8 protein-coding genes, 3 tRNA genes and 1 pseudogene are annotated in these 16,478 nt (G+C 38.3%); 8 read left to right on the top strand and 4 right to left on the bottom strand.

All coding sequences use genetic code 11. The features are described from left to right. Nucleotides 1-764 precede the first annotated feature (764 nt). The 3 genes from rpsU to ABID23_RS00050 form a co-directional block, all read right to left on the bottom strand. Nucleotides 765-998 carry a 30S ribosomal protein S21 gene (gene rpsU, locus ABID23_RS00060; RefSeq protein WP_354188085.1) on the bottom strand — a complete coding sequence of 78 codons (234 nt, stop codon included), beginning with the start codon at nucleotides 996-998 and terminating at the stop codon, nucleotides 765-767. A 201-nt stretch (nucleotides 999-1,199) separates the two neighbouring features. Beyond that, nucleotides 1,200-2,873, bottom strand: a complete 1,674-nt coding sequence (locus ABID23_RS00055; protein WP_354188083.1) for a formate--tetrahydrofolate ligase — start codon at nucleotides 2,871-2,873, stop codon at nucleotides 1,200-1,202. Nucleotides 2,874-3,465: 592 nt separating this feature from the next. Further along, a tRNA-Arg gene (locus tag ABID23_RS00050) sits at nucleotides 3,466-3,542 on the bottom strand. 378 nt (nucleotides 3,543-3,920) lie between these two features. On the opposite strand from ABID23_RS00050, the gene ABID23_RS00045 reads away from it, so the two are divergent. The 3 genes from ABID23_RS00045 (at nucleotide 3,921) to pgi (ending at nucleotide 10,051) form a co-directional block, all read left to right on the top strand. Beyond that, nucleotides 3,921-5,051: an efflux RND transporter periplasmic adaptor subunit gene (locus ABID23_RS00045; protein ID WP_354188081.1), complete on the top strand. Its 1,131-nt coding sequence runs from the start codon at nucleotides 3,921-3,923 to the stop codon at nucleotides 5,049-5,051. 8 nt (nucleotides 5,052-5,059) lie between these two features. Next, complete coding sequence (locus ABID23_RS00040) at nucleotides 5,060-8,188, top strand: efflux RND transporter permease subunit (RefSeq protein ID WP_354188079.1); 3,129 nt, start codon at nucleotides 5,060-5,062, stop codon at nucleotides 8,186-8,188. Nucleotides 8,189-8,368: 180 nt separating this feature from the next. Further along, nucleotides 8,369-10,051 (top strand): glucose-6-phosphate isomerase, encoded by a 1,683-nt coding sequence (pgi, locus tag ABID23_RS00035; protein ID WP_354188665.1) that lies wholly within the window; start codon nucleotides 8,369-8,371, stop codon nucleotides 10,049-10,051. Nucleotides 10,052-10,544: 493 nt separating this feature from the next. Here the strand turns inward: pgi and ABID23_RS00030 are convergent. Then, nucleotides 10,545-10,634, bottom strand: a tRNA-Ser gene (locus ABID23_RS00030). A 300-nt stretch (nucleotides 10,635-10,934) separates the two neighbouring features. Here ABID23_RS00030 and rplU point away from each other — a divergent pair. From rplU to ABID23_RS00005, 5 genes and pseudogenes are all read left to right on the top strand, one after another. Next, nucleotides 10,935-11,429: a 50S ribosomal protein L21 gene (gene rplU / locus ABID23_RS00025; RefSeq protein WP_354188077.1), complete on the top strand. Its 495-nt coding sequence runs from the start codon at nucleotides 10,935-10,937 to the stop codon at nucleotides 11,427-11,429. Nucleotides 11,430-11,441: 12 nt separating this feature from the next. Continuing rightward, complete coding sequence (rpmA, locus tag ABID23_RS00020; RefSeq protein ID WP_354188075.1) at nucleotides 11,442-11,711, top strand: 50S ribosomal protein L27; 270 nt, start codon at nucleotides 11,442-11,444, stop codon at nucleotides 11,709-11,711. A gap of 960 nt (nucleotides 11,712-12,671) precedes the next feature. Then, on the top strand, nucleotides 12,672-15,185 hold the full coding sequence (ptsP, locus tag ABID23_RS00015) for a phosphoenolpyruvate--protein phosphotransferase (protein ID WP_354188073.1): 2,514 nt from the start codon (nucleotides 12,672-12,674) through the stop codon (nucleotides 15,183-15,185). Nucleotides 15,186-15,614: 429 nt separating this feature from the next. Continuing rightward, nucleotides 15,615-15,704: transfer RNA gene (locus ABID23_RS00010), tRNA-Ser, on the top strand. 300 nt (nucleotides 15,705-16,004) lie between these two features. Beyond that, nucleotides 16,005-16,478, top strand: a pseudogene (locus ABID23_RS00005) (hemagglutinin repeat-containing protein); the annotation flags it as partial.

The following is a 16,478-nucleotide window of genomic DNA, read 5'->3' as shown; positions in this document are numbered from 1 at the left end:
TCAAAGTTTTTGCTATATATATGCTTTTATAGATTAAAATCTGATTTATGATTTGCTTCATCACCATCCATTGCAATTGTGAGATGGGGAGTGGGGAAAGTTAAGACACATCATTCCAATGGTCGAAAGAGGTATTATAAAGAGATAGGGCGCAATAACAAACCGGTCTATGCCTTCACAAACAACAAGGTGTTGTTGATTTTCTTTATTTAAATGCTCAGCACTATTAGCTATAGAATCCAACATGGTTTTGGCTGGTCTCTGCTCTGTTTGTATCCATTATTTTGTAAAAAGGTTCTATGAATTGCAAAAAAGCAGACGTTCTTACAAGAGCTACTAACGCAGGCAGTGAATTCATAAGGGATAAGAGTATGTGCTATGAAAACGTAAATTGGAAATAAGTCATAAGAGATACCTTTCTTGCATAAGTAGATCTCTTCTATGCGATTCCTAATTGGTTAGCCTTGCTTCCAAATCTCTTTAATTTTATCAGATTTTTTTATATTCCAAATACAATTGTTTATGAATCATCTCAATGTGAGAGTTATAGAAAACTTTATGAGTTGGCAAATATAATAATGGTGCTGACTTTTACTTCCACAAACAGAAATCAATAATCGCAAACACGTTTAAGTATCATACAGAAAACAACAACAAATAAAAAAAGAGAGAATACTTCTCTCTTCATCGTATCACAAAAACTAGGTTAAAGCCACGCTCACTTTATCACTAACTCAACTTTATAAGATATCAGCAAAAATACGCTATCTTACCGCAGAAGATCGACCGTTACTAACGATGCCCTCTCTTTGCGCGCGCTTACGGGCTAGCTTACGCGTACGGCGAACAGCCTCAGCTTTTTCACGAGCACGCTTTTCCGATGGCTTTTCATAATAACCACGCATTTTCATTTCGCGGAAGATACCTTCACGCTGCATCTTTTTCTTCAACGCACGTAGCGCTTGATCAACATTATTATCACGAACGAGTACTTGCACTATCTATCCTGCTTTGTTTCAGTGTCATCAAAAATAAAAGAAAATCCAATTGTTCTTTTAATAAGTAATAATTTAAAAGAATATATACCCGTGTAGGTATATCACATAAAGAAGATGTTTGTCTACATCGCTTTTAAAAATTCTATAACTTTTTGCTATTGGTGCTTTTCTTGGTAAATAATTGATTTTACGGGTATCAGTTTATGAAAGCCCTTGTATTTGATTGTTTTTATCAAGATAAATTTTTTCGGCGGCAGGGTAATGGGGTAAGCCAGGCATGGTCATGATATCTCCGCAAATGACGACAATAAAACCCGCACCTGCTGAAAGGCGGACATCTCGTACAGGAATTTCAAAATCAGTAGGGGCACCATATTGCGTGGGGTCAGAAGAAAAGGAATAAGGTGTTTTTGCCATACAAATAGGGTATGTGCCAAAACCTTCCTTTTCCCAAGATTCGAGCTGTTTTAGAATAGGAGTAGCAATGATAGCGCCACGACCACCATAGAGATTTTTTATAATAGAATTAATTTTCTGAACGAGTGGGAGATCATTTTGATACAAAACTTTAAAATGGAAATCTTGTTTTTCAATTAAGGTAACAAGTTCTTGTGCAAGTCCTATAGCGCCTCTTCCACCTTGTTTCCAATGTTTGCAAAGGATAGCTTTACACCCCGTAGTTGCAACTATTTTTTGTAACATCGTTATTTCAGCGTCACTATCAGAATCAAAATGATTGATGGCAACAACACAAGGAACACCGTAGTGTTCCATATTTTTTATGTGTCTTAAAAGATTGGCTGCTCCTTTTTGTAAAGCAGCAATATTTTCTTCTGTCAGATTATTTTTGTCTACACCACCATTCATTTTTAATGCACGAATCGTAGCAACAATGACTGTAGCATTTGGTACAAGACCTGCTTGTCGACATTTAATATTAAAAAATTTTTCGGCTCCAAGATCAGCTCCAAATCCAGCTTCTGTAACGACATAATCGGCAAGTTTTAGGGCGGTTTTTGTGGCTATAACAGAATTACAGCCATGCGCAATATTGGCAAAAGGCCCTCCGTGAACAAGAACAGGATTATTTTCAATTGTTTGTACGAGATTGGGTTGTATGGCATCTTTAAGTAAAACTGTCATTGCACCTTCTGCATTGAGATCAGCAACTGTTACGGGTGTTTTATCATAACGATAAGCAACAACAATTTTTTTAAGTCTTTGCGTAAGGTTTTCTAGATTCTCGGCAAGACAAAAAATAGCCATAATCTCTGAGGCAACAGTAATATCAAAGCCTGTTTGGCGAGGAAACCCATTGGTTACGCCACCTAATGAAATAACAATATCACGCAATGCCCGATCATTCATATCAAGAACACGTTTCCAAACAATACGGCGTGGATCAATATTCAGAGTATTTCCCCAGTAAATGTGATTATCGATCATTGCTGCAAGAAGATTATGAGCAGCTGTAATAGCATGAAAGTCACCAGTAAAATGCAAGTTAAGATCATCCATTGGCACAACTTGGGCGTAACCACCTCCGGCCGCGCCGCCTTTTATACCAAAACAGGGACCGAGAGACGGTTCTCTTAAGGCTGCTATCGTTTTTTTTCCAATGAGATTAAGCGCGTCATTGAGTCCAACTGTTGTTGTGGTTTTTCCTTCTCCCGCAGGTGTGGGATTAATAGCGGTGACAAGGATAAGTTTACCATCCGGTTTGTTATTGAGCGATTGTATGTACGCAGAAGAAATTTTAGCTTTATCATGTCCATAAGGAATGAGATTCTCATTTGAGATACCAATTTTTTGTGCAATATCGATGATGGGTTGCTTATGAGCAGCGCGAGCAATTTCAATATCTGTTTGAGGCATGTAAAAATTCTTTAAACTTAACTTTGTTAATATTGATGGCTTATGGTCAGATGGGAAAATATATAGCATGTAAAGAGAAAATAAAACATCCTAAAGATTGATGGTGTATCGTGTCATCTGGAGGAAAAAGTTGCAAAAGAAGGATTTTATAGGCTTGTGAAAGAAGGAATCATTATGTTTTTGTTTTCATGAGACTTAAATTAAAGAATACAAGAGTGAGAAAAACATTAAAATATTCCACTTTTCATTAGAGTGCTTTATTGCAGTTTTTGATTCTTCCAATGGTGTATTTTATTTAATTGTTGTTTTTTACGAATTATTTTTCTGAAAACTTTTTGAAAGAGACTTTTTATTAAAGCAGCGAAGATTTTTAAACCAGAAGAGAGAATGTTGTACTTTGAAGTTTAAAAATACATCATACATGTAGATGTATCTAAAAAGATCCGGAGAAAAGCTTTGATTATTAGGAAAATGAGCAGTAATAAGTTACCTCTTGTTGGACAGTGTGACATGCAGACAATAAAGAGATAAGCCAATAAGGAGCAATTACTTAGAATCGATAAGGATCGAAGAGAAATAAAAAGCCATAGAGTGGCGCACCCGAAGAGATTCGAACTCCTGACCCCCAGATTCGTAGTCTGGTGCTCTATCCAGCTGAGCTACGGGTGCTTTTAATTTTCTATTTTATCAAGACAAGAGGTTCCTAATCGTTTCATTGAAGAATTGCAAGTAAAACTTGGTGGAAAGAAAAAATTATCATATTCTTTTATGGTATCTTTCAAAGAAATTGGCTTGTATTATTGGTTTCAGATTATCTTTGACGGAGTGGTTTTTTTATCGTTATGAATTATACAATTTAAGATGAACGATAGTTAACTTGACGTTTTAATAAACGAAAGATAGTCAAGCAGAATAAATTAGATATGTTTTTTGCGGTGGGAAATAAGATACGCTGCCTGCATTTGGTTTTTGTATGAAACGCGTATGCTACTGTTGGGGACTGTTTCAGACAAATTTACATATCCATGACACAGCAAGGGTAGACGTATGGAGCGTTTAAAAAAGATCTTTTTATTGGTATTTCTCATTGTCATTTTGATGATTGCTTATTGGGCAGGGAAACACAATTCAGGGCGACGTATTTCTACAGTGGATAATACAATAAATGATTCGCATAAAGCCTCAAAGGCGCACATGAAAATGCCGCCAACGAATGTTGTCGTTGATGTTGTAAAAAATCAAGATTTTTACAACCAGTTGAATGCGATTGGAAGTGGACAAGCATTTGCTACAGTAGATTTAACGCCTTGGTCGTCAGGTATTATTGATAAGCTTTTTGTGTCAGCTGGTGCAAAAGTAGAAACTGGCGATGTGATTGCAAGGCTTGATTCCGAAAAAGAAAAGCTAGCTGTTGCAAAAGCAAAAGTACAACGTGATAATAGTGCATTAACGCTTTCACGTATTCTTAAGCTTCGCGTCAGCAGGACAGCAACAGAAGTTCAGGAAATTACTGCGCGCTTAGAGTTAGACAATGCAAACTTGGTTTTGCGTAATGCTGAGTTAGATCTTGACCGGCGGACAATTCGTGCACCAATCAGCGGGGTTGTTGGGATTTTGCCCATTGATGAAGGCAATTTTGTAGCGCCTAGTACTATAATAGGTCGTATTGAGAATAGAAAACGTATTTTAATCGATATATGGGTTCCTGAACGTTATGCATCGCATATTCATAAAGGAGATAAAGTGATCACAGCATTAACGACACAGCCGGATAAGACGTTTATTGGACATATCTATGCAATCGATAATGTTGTTGATCCAGAAAGCCGTACACTTCATATTCAGGTTGAAGTCAAGAATGAAAAAGATGCCCTTATGTCTGGTATGTCTTTCTCTGTTTCATTGCAATTTTATGGTGGTTCTTTTCCTGTTGTTCATCCTCTGGCGGTTCAATGGAATAATAAGGGGTCATTTGTTTGGCGTGTGAGAGAGGGGAAAGTAGAGTCTATTCCAGTATCGATTATTCAGCATAAAGCAGATCAAGTACTTGTGAAAGCGCCTCTGGAAAATGGTGATCAAGTTGTCATACAGGGAGTACAGACACTCCATCCAGGAAGTAGGGTGATTATTGATAAATCAAAAGTCGATCAACAGCAATTATCAGAACTTCGTGGATAGGATGTACAATGAGTCAAGAATCGAAACAGCCTACACCACAGGCAGAGCAAGGTGGCATGATTGCGTTATTTATTCGCAGGCCAGTTTTTACTTTTGTCTTGAATGCTATGATCATTATTGCTGGGTTTTCTGCTTGGCTGAATGTAGATATTCGTGAACTGCCAGATGTTGATACTCCAGTAACAACGATTGTAACAATTTTTTCTGGGGCATCAGCAGAAACAATTGATCGTGAAGTTACGAAAGTTATAGAAGATGCGGTTGCTCGTGTTTCTGGTGTTAAAAGAATTTCTTCGACGTCTTCTTTTGGTCTTTCACGTGTGGAGATTAATTTTAATGTTGGCGTTGATTTGAATGTTGCGGCATCTGATATTCGTGATGCGCTTTCTCCCGTTACCTATACTTTACCAAAAGATGCCGATACCCCTCTCATCATTAAAGCAGATTCGAATGCTGCTGCAATGATGTATTTGGTTGTGACCTCACCAACGATGGCTATTGATGATTTAACAACAATTGTAGACGATCAAATTGTTGACGTACTCTCCGGTGTTGACGGTGTTGGTGATGTACAGGTTGCGAGTGCGCGTACGAAGATTTTTCAGATCGATGTTGACCAAGCAAAGCTTGCAAGTCATGGATTAACCGTGGCGGATATTGCGCGTGTTCTTTCTGATATGACAACCGATGCACCGGTGGGGTCATTACGCAATGATACGCAAACTTTAATTGTTCGTGCGACCGCGCGTTTAACAACAACAGAAGCTTTTGAACAAGTTGTTTTAAAACCTCATGTCCACCTTGGTGATGTTGCCCATGTCACTTTGGCACCTGATTTAGAAACGGTTATTTTACGTGTTAATGGAAAATCGGGAATTGGATTGGGGATTGTGCGTAAAGCACAATCTAATACTCTTAATATTTCTCAGGGGGTTCGAGCCGCTCTTGATCGTCTCAAAGCTGTTATTCCTCCTTCTGTGCATGTAGATGTTATTAGTGATGATTCTCTTTTTATTAAAAGTGCACTTCATGAGGTTGAGGTTGCGTTGGTTATTGCTATTCTCAGTGTTATCTTAGTCATCTTCCTTTTTCTTAGAGATGCGCGTGTAACGCTTATACCTGCTTTATCTATTCCTGTTGCTTTAATTGGTACCATTGCTGGAATTTACCTTGTAGGGTTTTCGTTAAATATTCTCACATTTTTAGGGCTAGTTTTAGCAACAGGGCTTGTGGTGGATGACGCGATTGTTGTGCTTGAGAATATTGTTCGAAGGCGCAATATGGGGATAGGTCCTCGGGCAGCTGCAGTGCTTGGAACACGGGAGGTGTTTTTTGCTGTTCTAGCCACAACATTGACTTTAGTCGCTGTTTTTGTTCCTATTTCTTTTCTTCCTGGGCAAGTGGGAGGACTTTTTAGAGAATTCGGTTTTGTTTTAGCAATCTCTATATTGCTTTCTGCTATTGTTGCTTTAACACTTTGCCCTATGTTAGCCTCGCGTCTTCTCAAGGACCATACAGAGGATGAGACAGAAAGAACACATCATTTAACTTTTTTGGATAAATGGGGTTCTTTTTTTAGCAAAGCATACGCTTATAGTTTGCATCAATGTTTAAGAAAACCTTGGATGGTTATCTGTGCTTCGCTTATTTTTGCGTGTCTTTGTATGTTAGGTTATACAAAGTTACAACAGGAATTGACGCCAGCAGAAGACAGAGCCCTTATCTTTTTGGTCGTTAATGGACCGCAGGGCATTTCAACACAATATATGAATGAGCAGGTAGAAAAAATTGAAGATAGTCTACAACCATTACGCGATGCTGGAGAGATTGTTAATAGTTATTCTATCGCTGGTATGAACGGTTCATCTAATACTGCTTTTTTGATTTTATTACTTTCATCTTGGGACAAGCGTGTGCGTAGTCAACAAGAGATCGTAGAAGATGTGAATGCAAGGGTGAGACAGTTTCCTTCAGTTCTTGTGTTTGCTGCACAAGGAAACTCTTTAGGTGTTAGAGGAACTGGTCAGGGGTTACAGTTTGCAATTCTTGGAAATGATTATACAAAATTACAGCAAATTGCTGATAAGCTCGTTACTGCATTGCAGGCTGATCCGAACTTTATTCGTCCACGGCTTACCGTTGATGCAACGCAACCGCAGTTTTTTGTTAAAATTAATCGAGATAAAGCTTCCGATTTAGGCGTTGATATCACCAATTTGGGCGATACATTGCAAGCAATGTTGGATGGAAAAAAAATAGGTTCCATTTATGTGGATGATCATTCTTACGATGTTAAACTGACATCGCGTAAGAATCCAATGAATAGCCCGAATGATTTAGAAAATGTTTTTTTGAAAACTAAAGACCATAAATATGTTCCTTTATCGGTTGTTGCGAGCTTGCATGAAAAAGCCATTGCACCTCAATTACAGCGAGAGGAACGCATGAATGCCGTTGTTTTAAGTTCAAATCTTGCTCCGGGTGTTGCTTTAGGGAGTGCTTATCAAACTGTACAGAAAATTGCTGCTCCTTTGTTATCAGGTGGAAATTATATTGTTCCTTTAGGGGAAGCCGCTACGCTTGATGAGACATCTTCCGGTTTTATGATTGTTTTTGGAGTCGCTTTTGTAATTACGTTATTGGTTTTAGCTGCACAGTTTGAGAGTTTTATTTCAGGGTTTATTATCATAGCCACTGTCCCGTTAGGGATTGGTTCTGCTGTAATTGCTATGTTTTTAAGTGGAGTCAGCCTTAACATTTATAGTCAAATTGGTTTAATTTTGTTGGTAGGGATTATGGCTAAAAATGGGATTCTGATTGTAGAGTTTGCAGATCAGTTGCGTGATCAAGGCAAAAGCGTGTATGAAGCTATAGAAGAAGCAGCAAATATTCGTCTTCGTCCAGTTTTTATGACGATGATTTGTGCTATTTTAGGGGGAATTCCTTTGGTTTTAGCCACAGGTGCAGGTGCAGAAGCACGTGTTGCATTAGGTTGGGTGATTGTTGGTGGTTTGGGTATAGCAACGATTTTTACTCTTTATGTGACACCGGTTGTTTATCTCTTTCTCGGACGTTTTATAAAACCAAAAGCAGAAGAAGATCGGCGTTTAACAAAAGAGCTTAGCCAAGCTGAGTGAATTATCTTATCGCGGGGCTTTAAAGTTTTTTTTACTTTCATTGTAAAAATGTCACTTTCAGGCTTTATTTTTCTGCTTTTGTACCACTTTATTTGATATGAAAGCAGTAAAAACTGGTTGCATTAAGGGGGCAATCTCTGTTTTTTTATCATTTGTGTATAAATTGTGTTATCAATAGCCATGGGAGGCAGCTTATTGATCCGAAACGAAAAAGCCTTTGAGAAAACTTTGAAAGCTTTGAGAGAGCATGCTGTAAAGGATGGGGTAAGCGATATTCGCAGGCATTTTTTAGAAGATAGGCAACGTTTTTTTCATTTTTCTTTAAAGTTTGATGATCTCCTTTTTGATTTTTCGAAATGTGGCGTGACATTTAAAACATTGCAGCTTTTGGATAGTTTAGCTGTTGCCGCGGATGTTTTAGGTGGGCGTCAAGCGATGTTTTCCGGTAAGGCTATTAATATAACTGAAAAGCGCTCAGTTCTTCATACCGTATTGCGTTTGCCTATTGATGAAGTTTTTATGTTCAATGGTCATAACCTTGTTCAGGATGTTCAAGATGTTCTCATACATATGGAAAAATTTTCTGAGATGGTTCGTGATGGCAGTTATAAAGGAGCCAGCGGCGAGAAAATAACGGATATTGTCAATATTGGTATTGGTGGTTCAGACCTTGGACCAGCAATGGTTACAAGTGCTTTAAAGCCTTATCACGATGGTCCGTGTTGTCATTTCGTTTCTAATGTTGATAGTGCACATATTTTTGATATCCTTTGTGGTTTAAATCCAGCCACAACCTTGTTTATCGTTGCTTCCAAAACTTTTACGACAGTTGAAACGATTGCAAATGCTCAAGTTGCGCGTCAATGGATACATTCTCATCTAGGAGAAAAAGCTGTTGGTAGGCATTTTTTAGCTGTTTCGAGTGCACTTGATAAAGTAACAAAATTCGGCATAGAGTTTTCAAGGGTTTTTGGGTTTTGGGATTGGGTTGGGGGGCGTTATTCTATTTGGTCAGCTATTGGTCTTGTTGTTATGTTAGCAATAGGAGGGCGGAATTTTCGTCAGTTTCTTAAAGGTGCTCTGCATATGGATCAACATTTTAAAACGGCGCCTTTGCATAGAAATATTCCTATTCGGTTTGGTCTTTTAGGGTTTTGGCATCGTGTTATTTGTGGTTATTCATCACGTGCTATTATTCCTTATGCGCAACGCTTAGCGCATTTTCCAGCTTATTTACAACAGCTTGATATGGAATCCAATGGTAAGCATATTTCTTTAGATGGAAAACCATTAACTTTTGTAACTGGTCCAGTCGTGTGGGGGGATTCAGGGACAAACAGTCAACATGCTTTTTTTCAGCTTTTGCATCAAGGAACAGATGTTATTCCTGTAGAGTTTATTTTATTTACAAAAGGACATGAGAAAAATTTGCACTCTATGCATGATATGTTAGTAGCAAACTGTTTGGCGCAGTCAAAGGCTCTCATGAAAGGGCGGAGCGTTGAAGATACGCGGCGTATTCTTATCAAAAATGGAGTTAGTGAGCGCGAAGCAGATAATTTAGCACTCCATAGGAGTTTTGAAGGAAACCGTCCAAGTATTATGTTGGTTCAGGATTTGTTGACACCCTTTGCGCTTGGTCGCCTTATTGCACTTTACGAGCATCGTATTTTTGTTGAAGGTATTTTAATGAATATCAATTCGTTTGATCAATGGGGGGTTGAGTTGGGTAAAGAACTAGCAAACGAATTGTTACCAATACTCCGTGGGGAAAGTAAAGCTGATAAACGCGATAGTTCAACGTTAGGGTTATTAGCACATATTCAAGCAAGACGTGCAGAAAAAGCTTCATTTGACAATTAGTTTTTGACTAGAGAAGAAAGGAATTGTGCAATAGAAATGTATATTTTTATTATTAGAGTACGATTTATTAAACTAGGCTTTAATAGAAAATAGCATGAAAAGAATGAAGTGTGTCAAAATTGAAATTTGATAGGCGAAAACAGGAGAAAATTTCGCAAAACCTTTGAGAATCATTGCAGAGTTTTGTACTAGGTAGAAAGCGGTAGGTAGGAATACGTGATATTGTTTTTATGTGCAAAATTTAGCATTAAAGACGTGTTTTGCTAAAATGAGTTTTGGCACCTAAAATTGCTCAAAAGAGTGAAAAACTGTAGAAATTAAAACGCTACAGTAAGTAAAAAAGGCTTTAAAAGCGCAGAAAAGCGCCTGTAAGGATCCTTTGAAAAAATGAGTTGGTACAAAGTCTGTTGTCAATCATACAAAATTCCGCTGACAAACTACAGCAAACTTTCTGGCAAGTTACATTTAGGAAATATTGGGCCAATGACTATTTTGGCGGAGAGAGAGGGATTTGAACCCCCGATAGAGTTGCCCCTATGCCGCATTTCGAGTGCGGTGCTTTCAACCACTCAGCCATCTCTCCTTGATATAAGGTAACACGAAACCTTACAGTATTTTAGTATATATCGGGTAGATAACCTTCAATTGTTTTTAGTACAACCTTTTTTTGCTTTTTTGTAGGAGTTTATTGACAGAGAATAGAAATTCGGTCATATGTGAAAATGTAAGCGTGGGGAGATCTGCGCTTGTTTGTGTTTGGGAAGGTATTTTCATCCTTCTTTTGAATCTATTAAGACTGATAAAAAGCAGCCTATTTGCCCTCAATTGATGAGGTTAGAAGTAAAGAAGCGAATAAGAGCTGGATTGAACGAAAGGGTAAAAAATGTTCGCAGTCATTAAAACTGGCGGTAAGCAATACCGCGTTACGACTAACCAGACAATAAAAGTTGAGAAAATTATTGGTAATGTTGGCGATATTGTTGAATTAAATGACATATTAATGGTTGGCCAAGAGGGAAATGCAATGATTGGTGCCCCTTTTGTTGCTGATGCTTTGGTTACAGCTGAGATTTTAGAGCAAACGCGTGGGCGTAAGGTTATTGCATTTAAGAAGCGTCGTCGTCAAAATTCAAAACGCACACGGGGACATCGTCAAGAAGTAACAGTGCTTCGTATTTTAGAAATTTTAATGGGTGGTTCAAAGCCTAAAAAAGAAGCTGCAAAACCAATTAAAAAAGAGGAAGCTGCTGTATTAAAAGAAACATCAAAGAAAACCAAAGCAACTCCTTCTGTTAAGGAAAAGGTGCAAAAAACCACTGAAAAAAAGGCTGCATCACAGAAAAAAGTAGCCGCAGCATCAAAGAATAAAGAAGATTAAAGGAGAACATCTATGGCACATAAAAAAGCTGGTGGTTCCTCGCGTAATGGTCGCGATTCAGAGTCGAAGCGTCTTGGCGTTAAAAAATTTGGCGGTGAAGCCGTTATCGCTGGGAATATTATTGTTCGCCAACGTGGTACGCGCTGGCATCCAGGTGACAATGTCGGTATTGGAAAAGATCATACTCTTTTTGCGTTGTCAAATGGTACGGTTTCATTTCAAAAGAAAGCCAATAACCGTTCGTATGTTTCAGTTGTTCCTATAACCGAGGTTGCGAAGTAGATTGTAGTATTTTCTGCATCAACCGGTGTTTGTTTGGGCTTCGGTTATGAGGTAATGAGATTAGGAGAGGAAAGATGGGGTGCTGTCTTTCCTCTTTTGTATTTATGATATAGTAAGATACAGAGTTATAGAGAAAACGAAATAGGAAAAATCTGGGCGGTTATCTATTCTGGATAATCAAAAGACGTCGATGTGATGATGGCATTTTTTGATAAATTGATGTATAAATACGGTGAGGAATTTTTTCTTTCTATATGAAAAGCGCTAATAATTGCACTTTTAGAGAAGGGTTGTGAGGATATTTGCACGATCTTTGGGTAAGAATAAGTTATTTTTTTGGCGTTGGTAATCCCCATAATATTATCGAAATGGTTATGGAAGCCGGTTAAATTATTGTGTTTAAAAGGGAGAGTATATGAAAACACATAAGAGCATTTTTCGTTTTATATCTTTATCGATTTTAGCCGTTGAGGGTAGTTGTGGGTTGCTGTAGAGGAAAAGAATATTTTTTGTTGCAGTATCTATTTGAAAAAAGAAACTACACAAATCTTTAGAATTATATCTTCAGAAACTGCACAGCATTCTATGAGGAGAAGTGATATGTGCGTTTTTTTGATCTTTTAGGGGATTGGAAATAAGCATAGATGGATGGGGTTGTGCCCAATTGGGAGCATGCGTTGAAGTTTTGGGTGATAGGGAGCTGTTTTCTTATGTGAGAAATAGCGATAAGTTGTATCGGGTAACTTAAGAGAGAGGGGCAATTTTATAATCAACGCTTCTTAATTATTTTATGGGTTGTTTTGGGATTTTATAGCATTTTATTGAAGTGATATTTCGTATGAAAAGAGAAGTCATGATGTTATTTAGGCTTTGTATTTTTGGAAATACGGATTTGAGATGAAGTTATATCAAATATAAGGCAGTTTAAAATTTACTATACGATGCGAGGAAGTAGAAGCAATGAGTACAGATTTTAATGAGAGTAAAATCTTATCTATAAGCTCTGTACAACTTGCCGCTGCCTTTGATCATAAAAATGATGCAATTCATGCCGCAGCTGAATTGCTTGTGCAGGCTGGAGCAGTTGACAAATGTTATTTGGCAAGTATGCTCAAATGTGAAGCAATAACAAATAGTTGGCTTGGAAATGGTATAGCAGTTCCTCATGGAGTTCTTGATAGTTATGATTTAATTATCAGGGATACTATTGCTGTTTTACAGATTCCTGATGGTGTTGAGTGGCAAGATGGTCATAAAGCGCGTTTGGTTATCGCCGTTGCAGCTTGTCCAGATCGCTATATCCAGATTTTTAAACAATTGACATATCTTTTATTTGATAAGGAGCGGCTTGAGGTGCTTTTGACAACAGCTGATAAACAGCAGGTTGTTACGACTCTTTTGGGGCAGGGAATGAAAATGGAAGAGGCTTCTATAAGTGACCTTTCAATACGTCAGGAGTGGACTTTAGATTATCCAAGTGGTCTTCATGCGCGCCCAGCATCTCTTTGGGTTGACTTTGCAAAAAAAGCTCCAAGCTCTATTAGGGTGCGCCATGGTCAGTATGTCGTTGAAATGAAAAATTTGGTTGGTTTATTGCAATTAGGAGCCAAAAACGGTGATGTTCTCATTTTTTCGACGGATGCTGTGGAAGGTATGAAACTTTTGAAGGAAGTGATTTCTGTTGTAAAGAAAGTAAGCGTAAGTGAGAAGCGTCTGGTGAGAGAAATGGAATCTCAAACAAAGACTTCTCATAGTTGGTATCCACGTTTCAGGAAAAAAGGGATCTCTGGTGTTGGAGCAAGCTCAGGTCTTGCTCTTGGCAAGATTTTTATTTTAAGACAAAATGATATTTCCATAATAGATGAGCCAATAGATATTGCGGTTGGTATGGCGCATCTTGAAAATGCGCTTACAAAAACAAAATACAAAATGGAATCCGTTATTGTTGATATAACGACTCGTATGGGAGCAGATTCTGCTGCAATTTTTTCTGCACAAATGGCTTTGCTTGAAGATGAAAATCTGATCACTCAAGCTTGTCGCTTTATGGCAGAAGGTCACGGTGTTGCTTGGTCTTGGGATCGGGCGGTTCGGCAATTTACAGATGTGTTTTCGCAGGTAGATAATCCTTTATTAGCGGCACGTGCTATTAATTTAATTGATGTTGGTCGCCGTGTTTTAGGTGAAATTAATCCATCCTATAAATCATTTTTTTTAGATGATATCCCACATGATATTATTCTTGTTACAGATGATTTATCTCCTTCTGATGTTGCTCAGCTTGATTGCAAAAAAGTACGAGGGTTAGCAACAGCATGGGGAGGACCATTGTCTCACACAGCTATTTTGGCGCGCACCCTTGGTATTCCAATGGTTGTCGCTATGGGTGCTGATGTTTTATCAGTTGAGCGCGGTGCTCAGGCTATTGTTGATGGCAATGATGGGTTTATTTATCTTAATCCTACCTCTGAAGATGTTGAAGATGTTCAAAAACAGATGCGTGTTGTTGCCAAAAAGCGCGATAGTGAGACCTATGTATGTAGATTACCACTACAAACGACAGATGGTCACAGGATTCGCATCATGGCCAATGTCAACTATGCAAATCAAGTTCCTTTTGCGCTGGACTTGGGGGCTGAAGGTATCGGACTCATGCGGACAGAATCTTTGTTTTTAGATGGTTCACAGATTCCAGATGAAAAAGCGCAGTTCGATGTGTACCGTATGATGATCACAGCAATAGGAGAAAAACCATTAATTATTCGCATGCTTGATATTGGTGGCGATAAACAGGTGACACATTTACATTTATCTAAAGAGGATAATCCCTTTTTAGGTGTTCGAGGAACACGACTTTTGTTACGTAGGCGTGATCTTTTAGTTCCTCAGCTGCGTGCTCTGTATCGAGCTGTAAAAGAGGGAGGAGACATATGGATTTTGTTTCCAATGGTTATGTCTGTTGCAGAGATTTTTTCTATAAAAAAGATAACAGAAGAAATTCGCAATGATATTGGAGCACCGAAATTAAAGCTTGGTGTGATGATTGAAGTTCCGGCAGCTGCTATTATGGCAGATGTTTTGAGTGCCTATGTTGATTTTTTCTCAATTGGAACCAATGATTTAACGCAGTATACTATGGCTGTTGATCGGCAAAATCCGCATCTTGTATCTGAAGCTGATAGTCTTGATCCGGCGGTTTTACGTCTGATTCATCAAACTGTTCGGGGGGCAGAAAAACATAAGTGTTGGGTGAGTGTGTGTGGTGGTATGGCAGGAGATCCTTTCGCAGCAATGATTTTGGCTGGATTGGGGATTAATGAACTTTCTATGATATCCTGTGATATTTCTGCTGTAAAAACCTATTTGCAGGCGCATAGTTTTAAAGATATGCAAATTTTGGCAAGAAAAGCATTGCAGTGTGAAAGTACTCAAGCTGTTCGCGCTCTTAGCAATGATATAAAGGCGATAATATAAAGTGGTGAGCGTTTTGTCACAATTTTGCAATTTTTTGAGAAAGGTCACGATACGTTATTTTGAGGAGAATAAGTTTTATTATCTGATTAAAGTACATTCTTGCTTTAGGGATAAATAAGCTAAGCAGCTACTTTTTCTCGAATATAATGAGTGATAGTTGGTTAATTATTTTATACTCAAAAACATAGTTAGCATAATTTTTTGAAGGGTGCGTTGTTCATAGGGGATATGTGAAATAAAAGACTGATTTATGGTCATGAAGTGCTTGCACTTTAGGTATATATCCGCGAAAAAAGTCTGTTTCTAAAAAGGGAGTATGTTTGCTATTCAGCAAGTATTATATATTATTTTGATAAATGAAGTTGTTTTTTATATTTTGCATAGTTTAAGCTTGCACGTTATTTCTTTCTGGGTATAGTGCCAGAATCTGGAGAGGTGGCCGAGTGGTTGAAGGCGCACGCCTGGAACGCGTGTATATGGGAAACCATATCGAGGGTTCGAATCCCTCTCTCTCCGCCATTTGTCATAAAATGAATATATTCTATAAAAGTGCGGGGGTTGTAAGCTCTTTGATTCTTATCACTTGTTTTTCTGTCTTACCTGAACTTTTTTGTAGCTTTTTAATTGCTTCTATTTTTAGAAATTTACAGTATCTGCTTTTTATGTAAAGCAGTACTATATTATCTTCAGTTCAGCTAAAAAGTGCTTTCATATTTAATTTTAGCATCAACATTAGTAGTATGTGTTGCTGCTAATTTTCCCAATTCATAGGTTAACTTTTAATATCTGCTGCACCTTTTAGGCCTGCAATAGTCAAGAGTGCGTTTCGTTTTAAATACCGAGGCGCTTTCTGCTGGTGGTAATGCGACAGTTCTTGCTAAGCAAGATATCACCGCCTCAGGGGTGGGGATCACCATCGGAGGTGATCTTGCCATGGCTACAGAACAAGGCAACTTGACGATCGGTTCAGCAGAAACCCATTACCATGATGAGCAGGGTGATGCCATCATGCATCATAAATCAGAAGTTAATTCTGGGGGCTCAACAACGCTTTCCTCTGGAAAAGATTTGAATATTCTAGGCTCTGATGTTCAAGCGCATGATGATCTTCACTTAAAAGCAGAAGGCAATGTTTCGATTGATGCCACACGCAACAGTGCCAATAGCCATCGCGGGGATCAAACCTTTCATGTCGCCTTGCACAATGGCTCTCATTTAAGTTCTGGAAAAGATACTACTGTTCTCTCTGGAAAAGATATCCATGTCTCTGCTTCTGCAATAGATGCCAAGGGC

Source organism: Bartonella silvatica, assembly GCF_040545155.1.
GTDB lineage: Bacteria > Pseudomonadota > Alphaproteobacteria > Rhizobiales > Rhizobiaceae > Bartonella > Bartonella silvatica.
The sequence above is the reverse complement of the archived record's forward strand: the minus strand, read 5'-3'. Positions and strand labels throughout refer to the sequence as shown.

Excerpts from the sequence above, each read along its gene's own strand:
- rpmA (WP_354188075.1), top strand. The coding sequence starts at position 11,442 with ATGGCACATAAAAAAGCTGGTGGTTCCTCGCGTAATGGTCGCGATTCA.
- ABID23_RS00045 (WP_354188081.1), top strand. The coding sequence starts at position 3,921 with ATGGAGCGTTTAAAAAAGATCTTTTTATTGGTATTTCTCATTGTCATT.
- ptsP (WP_354188073.1), top strand. The coding sequence starts at position 12,672 with ATGAGTACAGATTTTAATGAGAGTAAAATCTTATCTATAAGCTCTGTA.
- pgi (WP_354188665.1), top strand. The coding sequence starts at position 8,369 with ATGGGAGGCAGCTTATTGATCCGAAACGAAAAAGCCTTTGAGAAAACT.
- ABID23_RS00055 (WP_354188083.1), bottom strand. The coding sequence starts at position 2,873 with ATGCCTCAAACAGATATTGAAATTGCTCGCGCTGCTCATAAGCAACCC.
- rplU (WP_354188077.1), top strand. The coding sequence starts at position 10,935 with ATGTTCGCAGTCATTAAAACTGGCGGTAAGCAATACCGCGTTACGACT.
- ABID23_RS00040 (WP_354188079.1), top strand. The coding sequence starts at position 5,060 with ATGAGTCAAGAATCGAAACAGCCTACACCACAGGCAGAGCAAGGTGGC.